Origin of the sequence: Fictibacillus fluitans, assembly GCF_030418125.1 — a bacterium.
GTDB lineage: Bacteria > Bacillota > Bacilli > Bacillales > Fictibacillaceae > Fictibacillus_C > Fictibacillus_C fluitans.
The window spans coordinates 348519-368558 of the sequence record NZ_JAUHTR010000003.1; the positions used below are offsets into that span (position 1 = coordinate 348519).

25 protein-coding genes and 1 pseudogene are annotated in these 20040 nt (G+C 44.1%); 21 read left to right on the forward strand and 5 right to left on the reverse strand.

Going from position 1 to position 20040, the window contains the following annotated elements:
• The first annotated feature begins 4 nt into the window (after positions 1-4).
• The 9 genes from QYB97_RS08990 to QYB97_RS09030 all read left to right on the forward strand — a co-directional run bounded on the left by QYB97_RS08990 (position 5) and on the right by QYB97_RS09030 (position 6437).
• On the forward strand, positions 5-862 hold the full coding sequence (locus tag QYB97_RS08990; RefSeq protein ID WP_301165649.1) for an alpha/beta fold hydrolase: 858 nt from the start codon (positions 5-7) through the stop codon (positions 860-862).
• Between the two features lie 629 nt (positions 863-1491).
• Positions 1492-1968 (forward strand): Cys-tRNA(Pro) deacylase, encoded by a 477-nt coding sequence (gene ybaK, locus QYB97_RS08995; RefSeq protein WP_301165650.1) that lies wholly within the window; start codon positions 1492-1494, stop codon positions 1966-1968.
• Between the two features lie 129 nt (positions 1969-2097).
• Entirely contained in the window at positions 2098-2664 is a 567-nt protein-coding gene (locus tag QYB97_RS09000) for an undecaprenyl-diphosphatase (protein WP_301165651.1), read from the forward strand.
• Between the two features lie 69 nt (positions 2665-2733).
• Positions 2734-3177, forward strand: coding sequence for a GNAT family N-acetyltransferase (locus tag QYB97_RS09005; RefSeq protein ID WP_301165652.1), 444 nt, complete (start codon positions 2734-2736; stop codon positions 3175-3177).
• A 15-nt stretch (positions 3178-3192) separates the two neighbouring features.
• Complete coding sequence (locus QYB97_RS09010; protein ID WP_301165653.1) at positions 3193-4209, forward strand: S66 family peptidase; 1017 nt, start codon at positions 3193-3195, stop codon at positions 4207-4209.
• Between the two features lie 71 nt (positions 4210-4280).
• On the forward strand, positions 4281-4799 hold the full coding sequence (locus tag QYB97_RS09015) for a YbaK/EbsC family protein (protein ID WP_301165654.1): 519 nt from the start codon (positions 4281-4283) through the stop codon (positions 4797-4799).
• A 113-nt stretch (positions 4800-4912) separates the two neighbouring features.
• A complete protein-coding gene (locus tag QYB97_RS09020) occupies positions 4913-5464 on the forward strand; it encodes a sigma-70 family RNA polymerase sigma factor (RefSeq protein ID WP_301165655.1) in 552 nt (183 codons plus the stop codon).
• A gap of 2 nt (positions 5465-5466) precedes the next feature.
• The gene (locus QYB97_RS09025; RefSeq protein ID WP_301165656.1) at positions 5467-6117 is read left to right on the forward strand and encodes a hypothetical protein; all 651 of its coding nucleotides are present in this window, start codon (positions 5467-5469) and stop codon (positions 6115-6117) included.
• A complete protein-coding gene (locus QYB97_RS09030; RefSeq protein WP_301165657.1) occupies positions 6114-6437 on the forward strand; it encodes a hypothetical protein in 324 nt (107 codons plus the stop codon). Before QYB97_RS09025 ends, QYB97_RS09030 begins: the two co-directional genes overlap by 4 nt.
• 49 nt (positions 6438-6486) lie before the next feature.
• Here QYB97_RS09030 and QYB97_RS09035 read toward each other — a convergent pair whose 3' ends face one another.
• A complete protein-coding gene (locus QYB97_RS09035) occupies positions 6487-7218 on the reverse strand; it encodes a class I SAM-dependent methyltransferase (RefSeq protein WP_301165658.1) in 732 nt (243 codons plus the stop codon).
• A 311-nt stretch (positions 7219-7529) separates the two neighbouring features.
• Here QYB97_RS09035 and mle point away from each other — a divergent pair, with 311 nt between their 5' ends.
• From mle to wrbA, 5 genes are all read left to right on the forward strand, one after another.
• Positions 7530-8387, forward strand: a complete 858-nt coding sequence (mle, locus tag QYB97_RS09040; RefSeq protein WP_301165659.1) for an alpha/beta fold macrolide esterase — start codon at positions 7530-7532, stop codon at positions 8385-8387.
• Between the two features lie 110 nt (positions 8388-8497).
• On the forward strand, positions 8498-9358 hold the full coding sequence (locus tag QYB97_RS09045) for a dimethylarginine dimethylaminohydrolase family protein (protein ID WP_301165660.1): 861 nt from the start codon (positions 8498-8500) through the stop codon (positions 9356-9358).
• Positions 9359-9472: 114 nt separating this feature from the next.
• Positions 9473-10165: a YqcI/YcgG family protein gene (locus tag QYB97_RS09050; protein ID WP_301165704.1), complete on the forward strand. Its 693-nt coding sequence runs from the start codon at positions 9473-9475 to the stop codon at positions 10163-10165.
• 249 nt (positions 10166-10414) lie between these two features.
• Positions 10415-11191, forward strand: coding sequence for a rod shape-determining protein MreC (gene mreC, locus QYB97_RS09055; protein WP_301165661.1), 777 nt, complete (start codon positions 10415-10417; stop codon positions 11189-11191).
• 134 nt (positions 11192-11325) lie between these two features.
• A complete protein-coding gene (gene wrbA / locus QYB97_RS09060; RefSeq protein WP_301165662.1) occupies positions 11326-11937 on the forward strand; it encodes an NAD(P)H:quinone oxidoreductase in 612 nt (203 codons plus the stop codon).
• A gap of 58 nt (positions 11938-11995) precedes the next feature.
• Here the strand turns inward: wrbA and QYB97_RS25185 are convergent, their stop codons facing one another.
• Both QYB97_RS25185 and modA read right to left on the reverse strand, forming a co-directional pair.
• Complete coding sequence (locus QYB97_RS25185) at positions 11996-12322, reverse strand: hypothetical protein (protein ID WP_356948172.1); 327 nt, start codon at positions 12320-12322, stop codon at positions 11996-11998.
• A 115-nt stretch (positions 12323-12437) separates the two neighbouring features.
• Positions 12438-13229, reverse strand: coding sequence for a molybdate ABC transporter substrate-binding protein (gene modA / locus QYB97_RS09070; protein ID WP_425589782.1), 792 nt, complete (start codon positions 13227-13229; stop codon positions 12438-12440).
• Positions 13230-13284: 55 nt separating this feature from the next.
• Between modA and QYB97_RS09075 the strand changes: the two genes are divergently transcribed.
• The 7 genes and pseudogenes from QYB97_RS09075 to QYB97_RS09105 all read left to right on the forward strand — a co-directional run bounded on the left by QYB97_RS09075 (position 13285) and on the right by QYB97_RS09105 (position 18972).
• Complete coding sequence (locus QYB97_RS09075; protein ID WP_356948173.1) at positions 13285-13530, forward strand: hypothetical protein; 246 nt, start codon at positions 13285-13287, stop codon at positions 13528-13530.
• A 78-nt stretch (positions 13531-13608) separates the two neighbouring features.
• Entirely contained in the window at positions 13609-14592 is a 984-nt protein-coding gene (locus QYB97_RS09080) for a glycosyltransferase family 2 protein (RefSeq protein WP_301165664.1), read from the forward strand.
• Positions 14585-14992 carry a GtrA family protein gene (locus QYB97_RS09085; RefSeq protein ID WP_301165665.1) on the forward strand — a complete coding sequence of 136 codons (408 nt, stop codon included), beginning with the start codon at positions 14585-14587 and terminating at the stop codon, positions 14990-14992. The genes QYB97_RS09080 and QYB97_RS09085 overlap by 8 nt, the downstream gene beginning before the upstream one ends.
• A pseudogene (locus QYB97_RS09090) lies at positions 14989-15084 on the forward strand (UTP--glucose-1-phosphate uridylyltransferase); the annotation flags it as partial. The gene QYB97_RS09085 and the pseudogene QYB97_RS09090, both read left to right, overlap by 4 nt.
• A 28-nt stretch (positions 15085-15112) precedes the next feature.
• The gene (locus QYB97_RS09095) at positions 15113-17239 is read left to right on the forward strand and encodes a glycosyltransferase family 39 protein (protein ID WP_301165666.1); all 2127 of its coding nucleotides are present in this window, start codon (positions 15113-15115) and stop codon (positions 17237-17239) included.
• Between the two features lie 190 nt (positions 17240-17429).
• Entirely contained in the window at positions 17430-17612 is a 183-nt protein-coding gene (locus QYB97_RS09100) for an aspartyl-phosphate phosphatase Spo0E family protein (protein ID WP_301165667.1), read from the forward strand.
• A gap of 109 nt (positions 17613-17721) precedes the next feature.
• Positions 17722-18972 carry a helix-turn-helix domain-containing protein gene (locus QYB97_RS09105; protein WP_301165668.1) on the forward strand — a complete coding sequence of 417 codons (1251 nt, stop codon included), beginning with the start codon at positions 17722-17724 and terminating at the stop codon, positions 18970-18972.
• Positions 18973-19013: 41 nt separating this feature from the next.
• On the opposite strand, the gene QYB97_RS09110 is transcribed toward QYB97_RS09105, so the two are convergent.
• On the reverse strand, positions 19014-19493 hold the full coding sequence (locus QYB97_RS09110; protein WP_301165706.1) for a DUF2306 domain-containing protein: 480 nt from the start codon (positions 19491-19493) through the stop codon (positions 19014-19016).
• Positions 19494-19546: 53 nt separating this feature from the next.
• Positions 19547-19993 (reverse strand): cupredoxin domain-containing protein, encoded by a 447-nt coding sequence (locus QYB97_RS09115; RefSeq protein ID WP_301165669.1) that lies wholly within the window; start codon positions 19991-19993, stop codon positions 19547-19549.
• Positions 19994-20040: the final 47 nt, after the last annotated feature.

Genomic DNA, 20040 nt, shown 5'->3' on the forward strand with positions numbered 1-20040 from the left:
AAAAATGGCAAATGCTAAGATATCATCTGTAGTCGGCCGGTATGTTTCCTTTGACGTGGAGGAAGAAGAGTACAAGGTATTTTATTTGGAGAACGGAACAGGACAGCCTCTTGTGTGCCAGCATACAGCAGGATGCCATAACCACCAATGGCGCGGTCTGCTGGAGGATGAAGAAATTACCGAGAATTACCGTGTAATTGCCTATGACCTGCCCCGTCATGGCAAATCCGATCCGCCGCTTAATAAAGAATGGTGGAAGGAAGAATATAAATTAACAGCAGACTTTTTTACCAAGTTCATTGTGGCTTTTTGCGATGCTCTTGAACTGGAGAACCCGATTTTCATGGGATCCTCTTTTGGCGGTAACGTAGCACTTCAGCTTGCTCTTCATTACCCCGATCGTTTTGATGCAGTTATTCCTGTGGAAGGAGCTGACTATTCACCAGGATTTTATCTGGACTGGTGGCAGCATCCCCACGCTAACGCGGCACAGGTTTGTGCGAGCGGGGTCTGGGATTTAATGGCTCCGCAATCTCCAGATAAAGAACGCTGGGCGACCTGGTTCTATTATTCTCAAGGTGCAGAAGCGTTTAAAGGTGACTTGTATTACTATTCTGTTGATCACGACCTTCGCGGGAAGCTTGAGCAAATTCAAGGGGATAAAGTAAAAGTGGTCATGCTTACAGGGAGTTATGATTACCTAACACCACCTGAAGCCGGGAAACGTACTGCCAGCCAGATTAAGAATGCTGAATTTATTGAAATGGAGGGCATCGGCCACTTCCCAATGAGTGAAAACCATGAGGAATTTAGAAAGTATCTTTTACAAGCGTTGAGCGCTATTCATGGAGTGAAAGCATAAAAAAATTTATGTAATAAAAAAAGACGTCCCAAAGGACGTCTTTTTGGCGTTTTGCGGCGAGAGACAGCACTCCACATTTGTGCATTGCCTAAAATCGGCGGGTCAATCTCGTCTTATGCAAAATAAGCTCATCGCAGAGATAAGTATACCATGTTTAAATCGAAAAGAGAAGAACAACTTAGGACAGTCTTGCAAAATGATGAATTTACATAAAAGGGACCTGATTTATAATTAAAAGAAGGGAAAATAATGCTAATACTCGTAAATAATAAAGAACAGCGCTAAAGGGGTTATTAATATGAGTTTTATAAGAAGCATTTTTGCTTCCAAATGGTTTGGATTTCCCTTAATTTTCATGCTATTATTTGGTGGTTACTATACATATGGGATACCCACTGTCATTGGTACAGCTGTAGTTACATCAACCGTTGTATCTTTGATTGCATACAGCATCAAACATCATTCATTCATTAATATAATCAAAAAGGTAAAGTAAATGACACGTTCGTGTACTGCACCACAAATTTTAGACAGTGTCTAGAATTTAGGGGTGTTTTTCTTTTAGTGAAATTTACGATATGCAGGGAATAACCGCCGAAACTTGTAATGGCAGAGAGAAGGAGTTTTTGATGAAAAAAGTAAAAACAAATGCGATGAGAATTTTGGACAAAGACAAAGTGGATTATCAATCAATGAATTACAGTACGGATGACGGTAAAATAGACGGCGTTTCTGTTGCCCATAAAATTGGTAGAGAGCCTGGAACGGTATATAAGACACTGGTGGCACAGGGGGCTGGAAAGGATTATTACGTTTTTGTGATTCCGGTGGAAGCGGAACTGGATTTGAAAAAGGCAGCAAAGGCGGCTGGCGAGAAAAAAGTAGAGATGCTCGCGGTCAAAGAACTGCTTTCTGTCACAGGATATGTCCGTGGGGGCTGTTCACCCATTGGGATGAAAAAGCTCTATGTCACCATAGTAGAAGAACAAGCAGCCGGACTGGAGACGGTCATTGTAAGCGCGGGGAAAATTGGCCATCAAGTAGAATTGTCTCCACAAGATTTAATTGAAGTAACAAAAGGCCAATATGCGGCTGTATGCAAATAACGGTAAGGAAGTTCTTACAACATTGTAAGAGAATTGTAAGATGTTTCGATGCCGGCCCGTTTATTTTCCATATACATTAGAAAGAGAAAAAGAAGAAAAAGGATACTTGAAAATAATAGGGGGTAACGAATGGATTTTACTCAATTTAATAATGAAACGTTTCGAAGCATCAATCAGCTGGCAGATTCCTGGTCCGCTTTAAATCCCTTTATGGTCTTTATGGCAGAGTATATGCTGTACATATTAGGAATGGTGTTGATTGGTTATGTTTTGACCCGTTCAAAACGGAATCGGATTATGGTGGGTTTTGCGATTGTAAGCTGTCTGGTGGCAGAGATTTTCGGGAGGCTGGCAGGGCTGTTCTATTCCCATCATCAGCCGTTTTCCGTACTGCCGGACGCCAACCAGTTGATTGACCACGCGATTGATAACTCCTTTCCTAGCGACCATTCCATTATTTTTTTCTCTGTCTGTACGGTATTGCTGCTTTTTAAAAGAAAGACAGGAGCCATCTGGATGTTTATTGCGTGCTTAGTCGCTATATCCCGTGTCTGGGTAGGGGTGCATTACCCTGTGGATGTTGTGACGGGCGGGCTGTTCGGTATTTTTTCTGCTGTCCTGGTTGTAAAAACCATGTCCGGTATGCCCTTTGCCAGAATGGATTATTCAAAAGAGGGAGTCAAACGGTTCAGTTAAACAACTGAACCGTTTTTGTTATAATAGACGGAATATTTCGTACTTCAAAAAGAGAAAGGAAGAACTGCCGTGCCGCTCACCACTGTATTGATGACCAATGAGAATGTGAATGGCTGCGTTACGCTGTACCAAAAGGTATTCAACCGTGAACCATGGAACGAGAGCTGGACCCATGAAACGGCAGGGGAAAGGCTGAACGATCTGGTGAATACCCCAAAGTTTTTCGGATTCATGTTCTATGAAGGGGAAGAGCTGGCAGGGTTCATCGCAGGCAACAGTAAGAGAACTTTCCAGGGACTCACCTACTACATCGCGGAATGCTGCGTAAATTCAGAGAATCAAGGGAAGGGCTATGGATCAAAAATGTTAAAACTACTGGAAGAAGAACTGAAGGGAAGAGGAGTCCAGAGCATTTATTTGTTAACAGCAACCGACGGACTTGCGCAAAGGTTTTATGAGAAAAACGGATATCTCGTGAATGGAAACCGAGCGGTTATGAATAAAAGCTTGTAAAGGGAGGAAACGGCATTGATTATTTATCCGACTTTAGAGAAAGAAGCAACAATTGGTGTCACTGCGCCATCCTCGGGTCTGAATTCCGATCTTCATCCGCTTCTGCATCAGGCAAAGGAAAGGCTGGAACAAGCGGGTTACAAAGTGGTCTTAGGAGAAACACCATGGACACAGCAAAAGGCAAAATCCGCGGATGCCAAAGTAAGAGCAGCAGAATTCAATGACATGATGAAAAGAAGCGACGTCGATCTTATTATCCCTCCATGGGGCGGGGAACTGTTAATCGAAATGCTGCCTTTTGTTGATTATTCGATAGAAAAACCAAAATGGATCCTCGGTTATTCAGACATTAGTGCTCTGCTATTGGCAACCACATTAACGACAGGAATGGCAACGGCACATGGCACTTGCCTGATCGATTTGCGTGGAGAAGAGACGGATGCCACAACAGCTTTGTGGGAAACGGTATTGTACACAACAGAAGACCGTTCGGTGCTGCAGCATTCTTCCGCTCAGTATCAGGAAAAATGGGACCATAAACATCCTTCGCCACACGTGTTTCATCTGACTGAAAAAACCGAATGGAAAACAGTATCGCGTAGGGCAGAAAAAATTAAAGGACGCCTGTTGGGCGGTTGTGTTGATGTCATCCGCCATTTGGTGGGCACTCCTTATGGCAATGTCGCTGCCTTTAAAGAAAAACATATTGCAGGAGAGCCAGTGATCTGGTATCTGGAAAACTGCGAGCTAAATACAGCAGACCTTCGCCGATCCCTGGTGCAAATGAAGCTGGCCGGCTGGTTTGACGGATGCGCAGGTATCGTGTTTGGCCGAAGTGCCGCCAATGAGCCAGTAGGCGGATATACAGTTGAAGATGTTTATCAAGATATTGCCCAAGAACTGAAGATTCCGGTCATCTATGATATAGATTGCGGGCATGTGCCCCCTCAGATCACATTCATTAATGGAGCCTGGGCGGAAGTGGAAGCGGCCGAAGGAAGTGGAACCGTCCTGCAGCACTTTAAGCCGTGATCGCTTTTTTCGATATATTTGACTAGAAATGATAAGATGCTAGAAATATCTGCTTGGAAGGGATGATAGAAATGGCTATTGAAAGTGTTAGACAACATTTCAAACAATTTAACCGTGAACAGGATGTAATGGAATTTGAAGCATCCAGTGCAACGGTCCAGGAGGCGGCCGATACGATTGGCGTTATTCCTGCACGGATTGCAAAAACCCTGTCGTTCAGGGGAGAGGGAGAGCAGGCAATCTTAATCGTGGCAGCAGGAGACGCGAAGATAGATAACAAGAAGTTCCGCCAGCGGTTTGGATTTAAAGCCCGAATGCTTTCACCGGAAGAGGTTCTTGACCAAACAGGCCATGCGGTAGGGGGAGTGTGTCCTTTCGGTTTGAAAAATGAACTCGACGTGTATCTCGATGAATCCATGAAGCGCTTCGACACCCTCTTTCCGGCATGCGGCAGCCCCAGCTCCGCAATCGAACTGACATGTGATGAATTGTATACATATGCCTCAGCCAAAGAATGGGTGGACATTTGCAAAGGCTGGCAAAGCGAAAGCGAAGAAACTGAAGCAGAAAAAGTGAACAGCCATTCTTAAGCATGAAGGATCCTGGTCAGGGTCCTTTTTTGTTTGCTATTTTTTAAAATTTATCAACTTTTACCAGGTCTGCTTCGTCTATAGTTATAGAGAGGGGTGGAGGGAGTGAACACATGCACTTACAGTCATTTAGCAGAAAGCCAGTTTTAACAGCAGCAATGACACAAGAAGAGACCATGGAACAACTCATGAAGGAGTATGGTAACGATGTACTGTATCTTTGCTACACCTATGTGAAGGAATGGAATCTGGCCGAGGACCTGGCACAGGAAGTCTTCATTAAGGTCTATGAGAAGGCGGATACGTTCAAGGGGGAGGCGAAGGTAAAAACATGGCTGTACAAGATTGCGGCAAACCACTGCAAAGATTATGTAAAAAGCGCGCATTACCGTTATTCCATGGTGACCCATAAAATTCAAATGTACATAAAAGGAACATCTTCTTCTGTAGAGGAAATCGCTCTGTACAGGGATGAGAAGAAGATGCTCTCTCAGCACATTTTCAAGCTGCCATTGAAGTACCGCGAAATTATTTTTTTATACTATTATGAAGAACTAACCCTTCAGGAAATCAGCAATACACTCAACACCAACCTGAGTACGGTCAAATCCAGATTAACGAAAGCAAGATCGCTGCTAAAAGATGCAATCAAAGGAGGGAAGTAAAAATGGAAGAGCTCAAAGGATTACGAAATCAACTGAAGACAACGGTCTTTAATGACCATCAGTTTGATGAAAGCAACCGGAAGGCGGTGCATCAGCGGTACAGAAGCATGGAGACGGAAAATAGGACAAAACGCAAACGTCCATTGGTTATGACAGCTGCCAGTCTCGCTGTTTGTGCATTGCTCTTCTTTTTATCGACCTCTCTGGTGACGAATCACGGTAAGCTCGATCCCGCCTCAGGAAGAACCATTACGAAAACCGAGATGAAACAACAACAAGTAGTGAAAGAAGCGACTAAGAAGGGAGAAGTAGTTTCGTATTTAAACGAAAAATGGATACCTGACAGCAAAACCAAGAATCTTGAATACATGCTGCGCTTAAAGAAGGAAGCGGAGCAGGGCATGCCTTTTAAGACTAGTATCCATTATTTTCTGGGCGACAAGATTTACGAGAATACACTGGAATATAACGGAAAACAAATCATCTACAAAAATACGGTACCTTCTCTTGGAGAACGGAAAACATATAAATGTAAAGCCTTTAGTGGTTCCACAATACAACTCGAAGGCTGTACAGGAGTAAAAGAAGGATATGATGTCCTGGTAGTGCCAGTGACGTTGTCAGATATGAGATACGCGGAGGCGAAGCAATGAAGAGGTCAATCGTTACGTTCAGTATTACATTAATAGGGATAGTCGTACTCAACCTCGTCTGCTCATGGGCAGCCAACGTTTTATTTATCGATGTGGCATTTATCATCGGACTCGCATCAGCAGTTTTGCTGAAGTTTTTCACATCAAGCGGTGGATTTTTCTCCAACAAAGCGAGACTTCAGGCACAGGCCCAGACAGGAATAAAAGAGGAAGAGGAAAAAAGGGCTTTTTCTCCCGGTATTGCCTTCTATACAGCTGTCGGCTATACGGTCTGTTCAGTTATTGCCACAGCGTTTTATTATAAGGAGTACTTTATATAGCAGAAAAAGCAAAACCACTGCAGCCAGCAATGGTTTTTGTATTTTCAACTCATATTTCATTTGGACGGGCTATAAACACGTATTCCCGTCCTGGACGGTCTGGGGCTTCTCTTACATCTTCCACTGAGAAACCTGCACTGTTAAGAGTTTTGTTTATTTCATGAAAGCTTCTAAACCGTAATGTGGAATCTGAGGAAATGGACTGATTATCGTTTTCGAAAACATAAGTCGAACGAAAAGACACGAAGGAGTTCCAAACTTCAGTCACATCGGTCCAGCCATGGACAAACCCACAATGAGGCACATTAACCCTCGTAAAGGTTTTTTCTTTGTTCCAATCCAACCATGCTTGTGACTCTGGCTTTCGTGTTTCAAACACCAATCGTCCGCTTGGATGCAAAGTGTCTCGAATGGCAAGTAATGTCTCTTTCCACTCTTTATCGGTCAGGAAGACCTGAGCAACATTACCAGTCATTGTAACAAGATCTACCTTTAAAGGTGGCAGGTTCCGGGCACTTCCGTGAATCCACCTTACACGATCAGCCCCTTGCTTTGTTTTAGCCACCTTTAATGACGCCGCAGCCGGGTCCAGCCCAATAACCCCCATCCCTTTCACTGCCAGACGACAGGCAAACGTCCCGGTTCCGCAACCGATATCAAGTACAGTATGAGCCCCAAAATCATGAACCATGGATTCGTAAGCATCTAAATCAGAACGATCAGGGTCAAAGGGGTCATAAATTGAAGCGAGTCTTGGATTCTCAAATAGTTCATCAGCCATCGTAATAATCCCCTTTCCAAACCTGCGTTTTAATCTATTCTCTGAAGATAGATTATTAACCTTCAAGACTAATAAAAGTCGATTGCTGAATAGAAAAATGCTAAGAAGTAATTGGATTATTTTCCCGTATACCATGGTATAGTGAAAGGGGGATATCCCCACAATTTTAATCAAAGGAGGCTGCATCGTCATGATTATCAAATGGATGAGAGTCAGATAATGACAGGTGCAGACCTGCTGCTCCGTTACGAGTAAAGGATCTGCGCCTGATTCAGCCGGCGTTGGATAATAAAAAGTACGGAGGGATCGTTATGAAGGAAAAAATAATATCTTGTAATGGAATGAATATTTGTACTGAAAACTTTGGGAAACCGGGGGATCCGGCCATTTTACTGATCATGGGAGCCATGTCCTCGCTTGATTGGTGGGATGAAGACTTCTGCAGCGCATTGGCATCGAAAGGAAGATTTGTCATTCGGTATGATCACCGCGATTTGGGCAAATCCGTTGTGTATGAGCCCGGGACTTCCAATTACAGCATTACCGACCTTGCTGATGATGCAATACAAGTGCTGGATGCGTATTCTTTAGAAAAAGCTCATATTGTCGGCATGTCCATGGGGGGAATGGTCGGCCAGATCCTTGCTGTTCGATACCCCCAGAGAGTCCTTTCACTTACCCTGATTGCTTCAAGTGTGTTCGGAACGGAACAGGAGAAGCTTCCGCCGATGGATCCGAAAGTTCTTGAGCATCATGCGAAGAATGCTTCCATAGACTGGTCCGACCGGGAAGCGGTTATTGCCTATCTTGCTGATGGATGGAAAACACTGGCGGGCTCCAAGCCATTTGAAAAGGAACGAATGTACCGGCTGGCAGAAAGGGAAGTAGACCGGGCCAGACAGCTGCAAAGCAGGTTTAATCATGCGCTGCTGGGTGGCGGAGAAGAATACTACGACCGGATGGGTGAGATAGCGGTTCCGGCAGTGGTCATCCATGGTACGGAAGATCCTGCTCTTCCCTATGAGCACGGGAAGGCGCTTGCCAGGGCGATTCCACATTCTCAATTGATCTCCCTTAAAGGTTCTGGCCATGAACTGCATCACATAGATTGGGCCACAATCATAGAATCAATTGCAAGAACAAGTTCTCCGGTAGAAAATCATAGATAAACAAGAATAGAGCAGCTGTCGCTTCGACAGCTGCTTTTCTTTTGCCTGATGTTTAAAGGGAAGCATACAATGGGAAATAAAATAGTAACTAATCGAATCGGAGGAACCACATGTCTATCGCATTGAAGCCCACAGAAAGCATCAAATGCCAAAGCGAATATGATTATCTTGCCCGCGTTATTGTATGTGAGCCACAGTACATGTCCATCTCAGAGGTTATCAATGAAACCCAACGGCATTATGCCCGCGAAAATATAAACAGAAGCTTAGCCTCCACCCAGCATAAAGAATTTGTGCATGCTCTTCGCAATCAGGGGGTGGAAGTTGTTGAATTGAAACCAGATCAGCAATACCCGGAACAGGTATTTACCCGTGATATCGGCTTTACTATCGATTCGACTGTTTTTCTTTGTAACATGGGTAGCACGATCCGAAAAGGTGAGGAAGAAATATTAAAAAAATGGCTTATTTCCCAAAAGGTAAATATGCAGCCGCTGCCTGGCACGAAAATTGAAGGCGGAGACGTGGTTGCCGACCGTGAAAATGTGTTTGTCGGGGTGAGCGGCCGCACTTCAAACATTTCTATTAAGGCACTTCAACAACATCTTCCCGAAAAAAATGTGATGGCCATTCCATTTGATAAAAAGTATTTGCATCTGGACTGTGTCTTCAATATTCTTTCGCCCAAGGAAGCGTTAATCTACCCTCCTGCTTTTCAAGAAAAAGAACTCGATATTCTATCCAAAATGTATGATCTTATTGAAGTGAGCCAGGAAGAACAATTTACTTTGGGCACCAACGTTCTTTCCATTGGGAATAAGAAAGTATTTAGTCTGCCTTTTAATAAGAAGGTTAACCGCAAACTGCGGGAAAGAGGCTATGAAGTCATTGAAGTAGATCTTTCGGAAATTATTAAATCCGGCGGCTCCTTCAGATGCTGCACATTGCCATTGGTAAGGTATTCCAATTAACCTTCTTACTGTTTAATTAACTCGGTATAAGGGAAACGGCTCTTATGTACAAGATTTTTACATGGGAGTGGTAATTTGAAAACAGCCAATCGATATCTCTTAGAGAAAGAAGATATGACGAACCCGGAAATCGTGCCGCAATGGGTAATCGATGAGTACGAGAATTTTCATCAAACGGTAACAGACAAGACGTTTCCGTGCTATTTCGGGATGAATGCCGAAAAGAAGGGTGAGCTGCGTTACGCCTATGTTACCCGCGACGATTGGTCCAACCTGCCAGGTGCCGTTGAAGAATTCCTGGAGCTGTTCGACGCACCAAAGTTGATCCGGCACGGATTGTTTGTATTTGTAGAGCCGGAAAGTGATGAAAAATCCATACCTTATTATAGAGAGTACTTCTGGAACCTTCTTCAATATATGCATGAAGTAGATAACGTTCCCTGGCCGGAGGATAAGCCGGTCGACCCGGACCACTATCTGTGGAACTTTACGTTTGCTGGAGAGCCATTCTTCGTGTTTGGAAATGCGCCCGCCTACAAACAAAGAAAGACACGGGATCTGGGGAACAGCCTGGTGCTCGGATTCCAGCCCCGACGTATCTTTGAAGGACTGGAAGGTACATCAAAGGGTGGCATCATGTCCCGTGAAAAGGTAAGGGAACGGGTTGAGAAGTGGGACAACCTGCCGACTCATCCCAACATCAGCCATTATGGAGATCCCGAACACAAAGAATGGAAGCAATATTTTATCGGCGACGATGTTAAACCGATTGAAGGCAAGTGTCCTTTTCATCATAAACACAAATAAAGCTAAGAAATGCAATGGTGCCGGTTCATCGAATTTCCAAGATGGCTGGCACCATTTTTTATATTTCATGGTACAATGGTATAAGTTTTACGGCTGAATTTGAACATTGTGTGTAAATCAATCACTAAATGCGAATTTCTTTCGGATATTAGTTATGATGGAACGTATGTGACGAAGCGTCTCTGTCTATGACATGATTAATTTAAAATGATTCATTAACAGATAAATGTGAAAGGTGAAGTTTCATTCATGAGATTTTTTAGTTTGCGATTTTTACTGCTGTTGGTTTGTATCGCTGTATTAGCAGTAATGCTGCTGTATTATTTTACGAATATTACGATTCCCGGGCAGCAATCCGTTTCAAATATTGTCCAAAATGTTAAGGATATGGCCTCGATTGAAAAAGAAAACAAGGTTTTAAAGGCGAAACTGGAGGAACAGAAAACGCTGTCTGTCCAGCAGTTGGAATTGAAGCGTGAAAATAAAAACCTTCAGACGGTTGTTGATAAAACAAAAGAAGTGCAGCAATATAATCCATTGCAGGCAAGTGTGATGCACAGGGATGCAGATCCGGCCAACTGGTATGAGACGGTTATTATTGACAAAGGAAGTAAAGATAACGTTCAAGAGAACATGGCTGTCATGACCAAGGATGGACTGATCGGCAAGATTACACAGGTAAAGCCTACACTCTCGGAAGTGAAGCTGCTGTCAAGCAAAGATAAAAGATATCGTATTTCTGCCGCCATTCAAGGCAAAAAAAATGTGAACGGTATATTGAACGGTTTTGACCCGAGCAATAAGTATTTAATGGTCCGTGACATTCTGAACAAAAATCTGAAAAAAGGTGAAAAGGTAGTCACTTCAGGACTTGGAGAAATATTGCCTCCGAATTTGGATATCGGAACCATTGTTAAAGTAAAGCCGGATCCATATGGCCTGACGAGCATTGCCTATATTAAGCCAACCGCAGACTTTTATGATATCAATCAGGTAATTATTCTTAGAACAGGCAACAAAAAATAAGATCATTTCCTATAAATTAAAGGTACATACTTACAATTCCTTATTAACTAAAAATAGAGGTTTAAATTATATTTAATAGGTTATGTTAAGGGTAGTAAGAAAATAGTGTACTTTTTAAAAAGGAGATGAATAGAATGGCTGCAATCAATCTGGCTGTCATTTATTACAGCTCGACAGGAACAAACTATCAACTTGCGAATTGGGCTGCTGAAAGTGGAAGAGAAGCGGGAGCGGAAGTCAAAGTTTTGAAGGTTCCCGAACTGGCGCCACCAGAAGCGATTGAATCCAATGCTGCGTGGAAAGCTCATGTGGAGGAGACAAAGCATGTTCCTGAAGTTCAACTGAGCGATCTTGAGTGGGCAGATGCCATTATTTTCAGTGTGCCGACCCGTTTCGGAAACGTCCCGGCACAGGTAAAACAGTTTCTGGATACAACAGGAGGCCTTTGGTTTCAAGGGAAGCTGGTTAACAAGGTGGTCAGCGCCATGACCTCAGCTCAAAACCCTCATGGGGGACAGGAAGCCACCATTTTATCGTTGTATACAACGATGTACCATTGGGGTGCGATTGTTGCCACGCCTGGCTATTCGGATCCAGTGCTATATGGAGCGGGAGGAAACCCTTACGGCACAAGTGTTACTGTCGACCAGAGCGGCAATATGGTTGAAGATGTTCAGGGTGCCGTGAAGCATCAGGCGAAGCGTACGGTTAATGTTGCCGAGTGGGTCAAGCAGGGTAATCAATAATTGAAATCATAAAGACAAAAGCCGGTCTCCCTTATTGGGAAACTGGCTTTTTGTTTTTTTATGTTCCTGCAGGAGCTCCTCCGCTTCCTGCAGATGGTGCAGGAGGTGCTGCTCCTGCGGGTGGAGAGGCTGCGGCAGGAGGAGCGGGTGTTAACGGAACAGAAGCACCGGTTTCTGGAGGTGCTGTATTCTGGGGTGCAGGTTCAAGAATACCCTGAATAGGCACAAGGAGAGGGCCGACTACAAGAGAGGTGGGGGGAGTATCGAAAGTAGAACCCGCGGAGATGGATTCTGCATCTCCGATCAGCAAAACAGAAGAAATACTCACACCTATGATATTGAACTCATGAACAGCAAGCTTGCGGTTGACGATTCTTACATTCAAGAACTTCACCTCTCAAAGGATAGAGTTTACTGCTGCCTATATATGTATGAAAAGGACAAAGACAATATGAATACTGCAAAAGGCAGTTCACCATGGTGTGAACTGCCTTTTGCAATCAGCTGATTTTTTTGAAGCCGTAATTTTCCAGAACCTTTACAGTGGAAGGCTTCTGCAGGTACTTGTAAAATGCTTTTGCTTCTTTTTTATGTTTTGTATCTTTAATAATGCCAACCGGATAGACGATTGGGCTGTGGGTCTTTGGATCGGCTGAATCGACAATCTTAACTTTCTTTGAGATCAGGGCATCCGTTTTATACACAACACCGGCATCAACATTTCCGGTTTCTACATAGGAAAGAACCTGGCGAACATCCTTGGCATAAACCAGCCTGGGCTGAAGACTATCCCACAGCTTCATGTTTTTAAAGGTTTCCTCAGCATAAGCGCCGGCAGGCACGGCTTCAGGTGTTCCAATAGATATCTTTTTTATGGATGGCTTTGAAAGTTCGGTAAATGACGAGATCTTTGTATCTGAATCCTTGGGTATAACCAGTACCACCTCATTACCGACGAGATTGATCCCTTCGCTTTTATTGATCAATCCACTCTTTACCAGCACATTAAATTTGTCCTCTGCGGCAGAAAAGAATAAATCGGCCGGGGCTCCCTGGGAAATCTGCTGCTGCAAGGTTCCGGAAGCGCCGAAATTGAAGTGAAGCTTAACGTTTGGATGCACTTTTTCATATCTTTTCTGTACATCTTTCAGGGCATCACTCAGACTCGCTGCAGCAGAAATCGTCAGTTCTGTCGTTTTCTTGCTGTTGGCGTTGTTGTTCTGATTCTCCCCGCAAGCGGACAAGATCGAAAATAGAAAGAGAAAGAGTACAAGATAAATTGTTTTTTTCAAATCCATATCCCTCGTTTCAAATTAAGTAGATTCATTATAACTTATTATAATAGGAATCGAGAACGCAGCCAAAATGGCCGAAGTGGATTTTAGCCCCCTGATTCAGGAACAATACGATCTGGTGGTGCTAAAAGACAGCCGAAACCTCATTCAGCACGTGATGGACACCATCGCTTCTCCCGAATATCAAACCCAGCTCAGCCAATTAAAAGGCTACGACCTGCACCTCTCAGGAAAATTGTATATGAAATCTAACCAAAACCAGATCTCCGTTCATCGGAAATCTGGTTTTTTGTTTTGATTAATGAACTTAAGGAAGAGTTAAGCTTGCTTCTCTAAACTGACCATAGGTTATTTATTGGAAAGGATGGAGATGTGAATGGAAAGAGAGAGGACGTGTATTTATTCTGTTGTGGTTCCTGTCTTTAATGAGGAGGAAGTCATTGAACAAACATACCGCAGGCTGAAAGCGGTGATGGATACAACAAAAGAACCCTATGAACTTCTCTTTGTGAACGACGGAAGCAGAGATGCAACGGTTGAAAAGCTGCTAAGAATCCGGCAGCAGGATTTCAATGTGAAGCTGATTGATTTCTCAAGGAACTTTGGCCATCAGGTGGCAATTTCTGCAGGGATGGATTATGCCAGGGGAAGAGCGGTCATTGTCATCGATGCAGACCTGCAGGATCCCCCGGAACTTATTCTGGATATGATTGGTAAATGGGAAACGGGCTATGATGTGGTGTATGCCAAACGGACAGCGAGAAAAGGGGAGACCCTTTTTAAAAAGCAGACTGCTTCCCTTTTTTACAGAACACTGAGAAGGATGACGGATATTGAAATTCCGGTAGATACGGGTGATTTCCGGCTGCTTGACCGAAAAGTGTGCGATGAGCTCAAGGGCATTCAGGAAAAGAACCGGTTCGTACGGGGATTGGTAAGCTGGGTCGGCTTCCGCCAAACCGCTGTGGAGTATGAACGGGACGAACGGGCAGCGGGTGCAACCAAATATCCGCTGAAGAGAATGATTAAACTTTCCCTCGATGGCATTACCTCGTTTTCCTATAAGCCGCTGAAGCTGGCGAGTTATGGCGGAATGGCCTTATCAATTGTTGGCTTTGTCTATATGCTCGCTGTTTTGTTTCAAACGTTCTTTACGGAGACAACCGTTCCGGGCTGGTCTTCCCTTGTTGTCATTCAGCTGCTCTTTGGCGGATTTGTTCTCATGATCCTTGGCATGATGGGGGAATACATCGGGCGTATATACGATGAAACAAAAGACAGGCCGCTCTACATTGTAAAGGAAACTTACGGGTTATCTGCTCAGGAGATGAGAGGGCCCCGCTCATTGCGCCATGGGTAGAAATACAGCAGAAATCACCAGGTTTGGCAGTGTCGGTGCGCTGAACACCCTGCTGGATTACAGTCTTTTTAGCCTTCTTGCCGGGTCGGGAATGGCATATATGGCGGCACAATGCATTTCATACAGTGCGGGTGTTCTTAACAGTTATTTTTTGAACCGGACATGGACATTTAAACAAACAGAAAAAGCCAGCTTTGCGGAATTTTTCCGCTTTATGCTTACCAATGGAGTTACATTCCTGGCCACTTCACTTGTGCTCTGGCTATTCCATGAGCAGGGAAGCCTGGGTGTCTACAGCAGTAAACTTGGAGCTACCGTCGTCGGAACAATGATTAACTTCGCGGGTACGAAGCTATTGGTTTTTTCGGAAAAAGAATGGAAAAGAGGGGAACATACATGAAAATAAGAAAAGCAGTCATTCCTGTTGCTGGCCTTGGAACGCGGTTTCTGCCGGCAACAAAAGCACAGCCGAAAGAAATGATGCCGATCGTTCTGAGACGGAAAGGGAGGGGTCATTAATATGATGAAACAAATGGGAAAATGGAAGATTGACTATTTGCTGCTCTTGATTGTCCTGTTTTCTGCAGCACTGAACTTTTACAGTCTTGGAGACGCAGGCTCCAATACGTATTACACGGCGGCCGTGAAAAGCATGCTGCAGAACTTCCACGCTTTCTTTTACGGATCACTTGATTCCGCGGGTTTTATTACGGTGGATAAACCGCCAGTCGCCTTATGGATACAGGCAGGGAGCGCTTACCTGCTAGGTGTCAGTGATTTTAGCGTCCTTCTGCCGGAAGCCCTGGCAGGAGTCATTTCAGTTGCGTTGATGTATGTATTGATTAAGCCCGGGTTTGGACGAAGTGCTGCCCTGATAGCAAGCCTTGTTCTTGCCTGCTCCCCTATTTTTGTCGGAGTGGTGCGAACGAACAACGTGGATAGTATTTTAATAGTAACCTTATTGATCGCAGCCTGGGCACTCATGAAATCGGTAGAGAAGCAGAAATGGGGCTGGCTGATCCTGAGTGTGGTGCTCGTTGGAATTGGCTTCAATATAAAGATGCTTCAGGCCTATATGGTGTTACCGGCATTTTATTTATTTTACTTTTTAGGTGTTAAGGTGAACTGGAAAAAACGTATCCTGCATCTGTTGACAGCCTCTGTTGTGTTGGCTGGCGTGTCCCTGTCGTGGGCGGTTGTTGTAGACTCTGTACCGAAAAGCGAACGGCCGTATATCGGAAGCAGCCAGACCAACTCGGTTCTTGAACTGGCTCTGGGATATAACGGAATATCGCGGCTTACAGGAAACCAGGGTCCAGGGTCAAAAGGCGGGGTGCCACAAGGGAATAACAATCAAAATCAGAAACAGGCCCAGCAGAATAAATCTGGCACGGTTGCGGCAGATAACACTCAAAATGGAGGTGCAGGAACTCCTCCAAACATAGATGGACAAATGAAGAAAATGAAACAGAGCGGCGGAATGTTTGGCACAGGGTCACCCGGTGTCCTGCGGCTTTTCTCGGGCGAATTATCTGGCCAGATCAGCTGGCTGCTGCCGTTCGTATTGTTCGGAGTCATCGGCTCCCTCATTCAATTCAGGCGAACGAAGGAATTTACGATCCAGCATAAGCAATCGTTGTTCTGGCTTGCCTGGCTTCTTCCGATGATGGTGTTCTTCAGTGTCGCCGGCTTCTTTCATCAATATTATTTAAGCATGATGGGACCTGCCATTGCTGCACTCGTGGGAACCGGCTGGGTCCTGTTATGGCAGCAATATAAAGAAGGGGAAGGAGCAGGGAAATGGCTTCTGTCTGTTGGAATCCTGATCACTTTTCTTTTTGAAGCATTAATTGTTTACCAGAACAAAGAATCGGTTTCTCTTGGATGGGCGGCAGGTGCCGTCTTGGCGGGAATTCTGGTGGCTGTTCTTCTTTTCATAAGAAAGATACCCAGCTTTAAGGCTTCTCTTGCCGGGCTGATGCTCACTTTGGTTTTACCGCTGTATTGGAGCGTTCTCACCATTCAAGGCGGAAATTCATCTATTCCGGTAGCTGGCCCCTCCTACCATGGATTTGGCGGAGGTATGGGAGGTCCTCCAGGAATGTCTGCCAGAAGTGATATGCAAGGCAATCCCCCTGGAAGCAATGGATTTCCAGTGAATGGCGGGGGCAATAAAGGAAACAGCCAGGGCTTCGAACGGATCAATCGTGCCGCAATACCTGAAATGAAAAAAGGCAATAACCCGATGAACCAGCAGGTGAACAAAAAATTGATCAGCTATTTAAAGAAACAGTATAAGGGCGAAAAGTATCTGGTAGCTACAGAAAGTTCTCAATCTGCTGCGCCGATTATCTTAAACACAAATTATGCGGTTATGGCGATGGGCGGTTTTTCCGGAAGCGATCCTGCACTGACAGCACACAAATTGGAGAAGCTGGCCAAAGCAGGAGAGATTAAATATTTCTTGATTTCAGGCGGCAGCGATGGCCGAATGGGTGGCAGAGGAAATGAGGAGGTCAACAACTGGATTAAGGAAAATTGTGAAAAAGTACCTGCGAATGAGTGGAGGTCAAGCGACAATGAGAAGAAGAGCACTATGTCTTTTGGCCCGTCACAAAATCAAACACTATATATCTATAAAGGATAAGAATCAACGGCTGTTTCCCAGGGGAAACAGCCGTTATTTTTTTACAGGTTGAGAAACACTTCCTGAAATCGGCTTAAAACAGGTGGTTTTCCCCCCGATTTTCTCAACCTCAAATTGTCGAATTTTGCTACTAATGGATTATATTTTGATTTATCATGAGGGGAGAAATGATATTTCAGGAGTGGATGAAATGAGTCCGGATTTAAACCAGGAATTAATAGAATTAATTGAACATAAACGTAATGAAATGATTCATTCAGCAAGGGAGACCGGTTTTCAAAGTGAAGAAACCCTTACCCGCGGAAATGAATTAAACGAGCTTTTAAACTGCTACCAAAAACTGCTGTCCATTCCCACCTATAATAAAAACTAATTTTTTTCTGTAAAACTCTCATTCTGTAAAGTGGCTGGTCTGGTAGATTTTGTGGTAATATTTTTACTAGGAAAATATTATCTGCTCTGAGAATTTAAGGGGGAAGCCATTGATTGACGGCAAGAAAGTTTTCTTTTACAGAATTAAAAAGGGATTAACACAAAAAGCGGCTTGCGAAGGAATTTGCTCGGTTTCATATTTAAGTAAAATTGAGAACAACAGCATAACCCCAAGCCCGGAAATCCTGCAGCTGTTATGTGAGCGGCTGGATATTGAATATTCCTATGTCAGCGAGGAAGCCATCATTGCACTGAGGAAAGAGATTCATATTTGGTACAAGGATATAAAGTACCGGAATGAACAGGTGGCCCGGCAAAAATTTGCTGATTTTGAAAACCGGATGAAGGATATGGATGACCCGGGGCTTGTCAACCTCTATGAGGTTATGGCTGCCAGGTATTATATTTATATAGACGACATGGATAAAGCGAAAGGCCTGCTTGACCGGCTCGCTGAAGTGAAAAAGCTGTCTACCAGTGAAATTGAATTTTATACCCTGCAATTCAGGGGCTTGTATGAATTTCTTTACGATAACTACAGGCTTTCTCTGGATTATTATAAAAAAGCGTATGTGTTATCGAGAACACTGCGAATTGATGACGAAGAGCTCTATTACCAGCTGGCCAATCTCACCATGAGGCTTGGCTACTTTTCACAATCCCTTTTTTATGGGATAACCGCACTTGAGGCGTTCAATGCCGAAGCCAATTATTCCCGCAGTATTGATTGCCACATTATCCTTGGTATCAATTACAGCCGGCTAAAGGACTTTGAAAGTGCCCGTTCTCATTATTCGATTGCACTGAATGCATCCAAATTCAACCCTGCCTTGAATGCAATGCTTCCAGGAATTCTTCATAACTTGGGACATTCCCATTTCCAGGCGGAACAATATGATGAAGCCCTTTCCGTGCTAAGAGAGTGTCTCGAAAAAAGAAAAGGGTCCAATACAGCGTCCACCATCGCCCTTATTGCTCATACTTATTTTAACCTGCAAAAAATAAAGGAAGCGAAACAGTGGCTGAAAAAAGGGTTTCAAGCGATTGATCAGAGCGAAATTACCATTCATTATATCCGGTTAAAAAAATTAGAGTTTAATGTTAACCAGCGGGATCAGGAAGAAGCCTATCAGCGGTTTATCGAAGAGGAAGCGCTGCCGTTTTTGGAAAAGACGCAGGACCGTCTTCACCTGATTGAAATGTATGAAGAACTGGCGGCTTATTATTCAAGAAAGTTTTCATATAAAAATGCAAACCATTTTTATGCAAAAGTAAATCAATTGTATAAAGAGTACCTGTAGAAAGAAGGAGAAAAACCAACCTGTTTTTCTCCTTCTTTCGTTTATGCGGAAATATTCGGCTTCAGGGATCTTCCTTTTTTTCTCCAAAGGTACCATTCGGCCCATCCGAGATTAACAGCCATTGAAAGGTATACAGACAGGGAAAACGATAGAGATAATGGCAGGCCGGCAATGGTGAGCAGCGGAAGAAAGACACGGAACGTCACGAAGACGAGAGTAACGGCGTAACTCCGAAGCATCCATTCCTGATGCCTGACCGCCTTTTTTTCGCGGATGCGCTTTAAGCCGATAAAAGCCGTCATGAACCAGGCAGCATCAAGAATGATAAAAGCGATCGAAGAGGCAAGACCTCCTGTGGCATAAACAGCCAGATAAATACCTGCCGGAACACTGACAAAAATGGATATTCCATAGATTCGGCCGATGATTCTATGGACGGAAATCACCTTCCGGCTGGATTGTAAGAATTGGAAGGGGCCCAGCTGGAGTCTCGCCCTTGCACTCCAATCGTCAGGCAGCATTTTTCGCAAAAAAAAAAAAAGAAAGCATTCAGCTACGAATGCTTTCAAACGAATCAATCAACAACCAGGTAGGCAATCATGGGGCCGTTATGGGAAATGTCTGCGTGTGTTTTACAGATCAGCCGGTAAATTCCTTCCTTCTTAAAGCGCAGGTTCAGAACCGTTTCCTTGCCTTTTACGACATTGCCCTTCACATTCGTTCCCTCGATGTAAAAAGGATGTGCTTTGCCGTTTACCCCATAAATGCTCAGGGTGACGGGCTGATCATGCGGAATATAAATCGTGCCCGGATCCCATCGGTAAGCTTCAATTTCTTTCCCGTTATCCAGCTTGGATTTAAACTCCCCTGTGACCATGTTGATGGTCAGATGTTTTGCGCTGGCCGGTGACCCCGTTGTTTCTACCGCATCCGGTTTTACAGCGTACCATGTGCCGAGCCCGATACAAATACATAAAAAGAACAGTAAAATCCATTTTCTTGGAACATACCAAATTTTCAATTGCTCCACCTCCATCAGCTTGTCTTTAAACTATATGTGGACAGGAG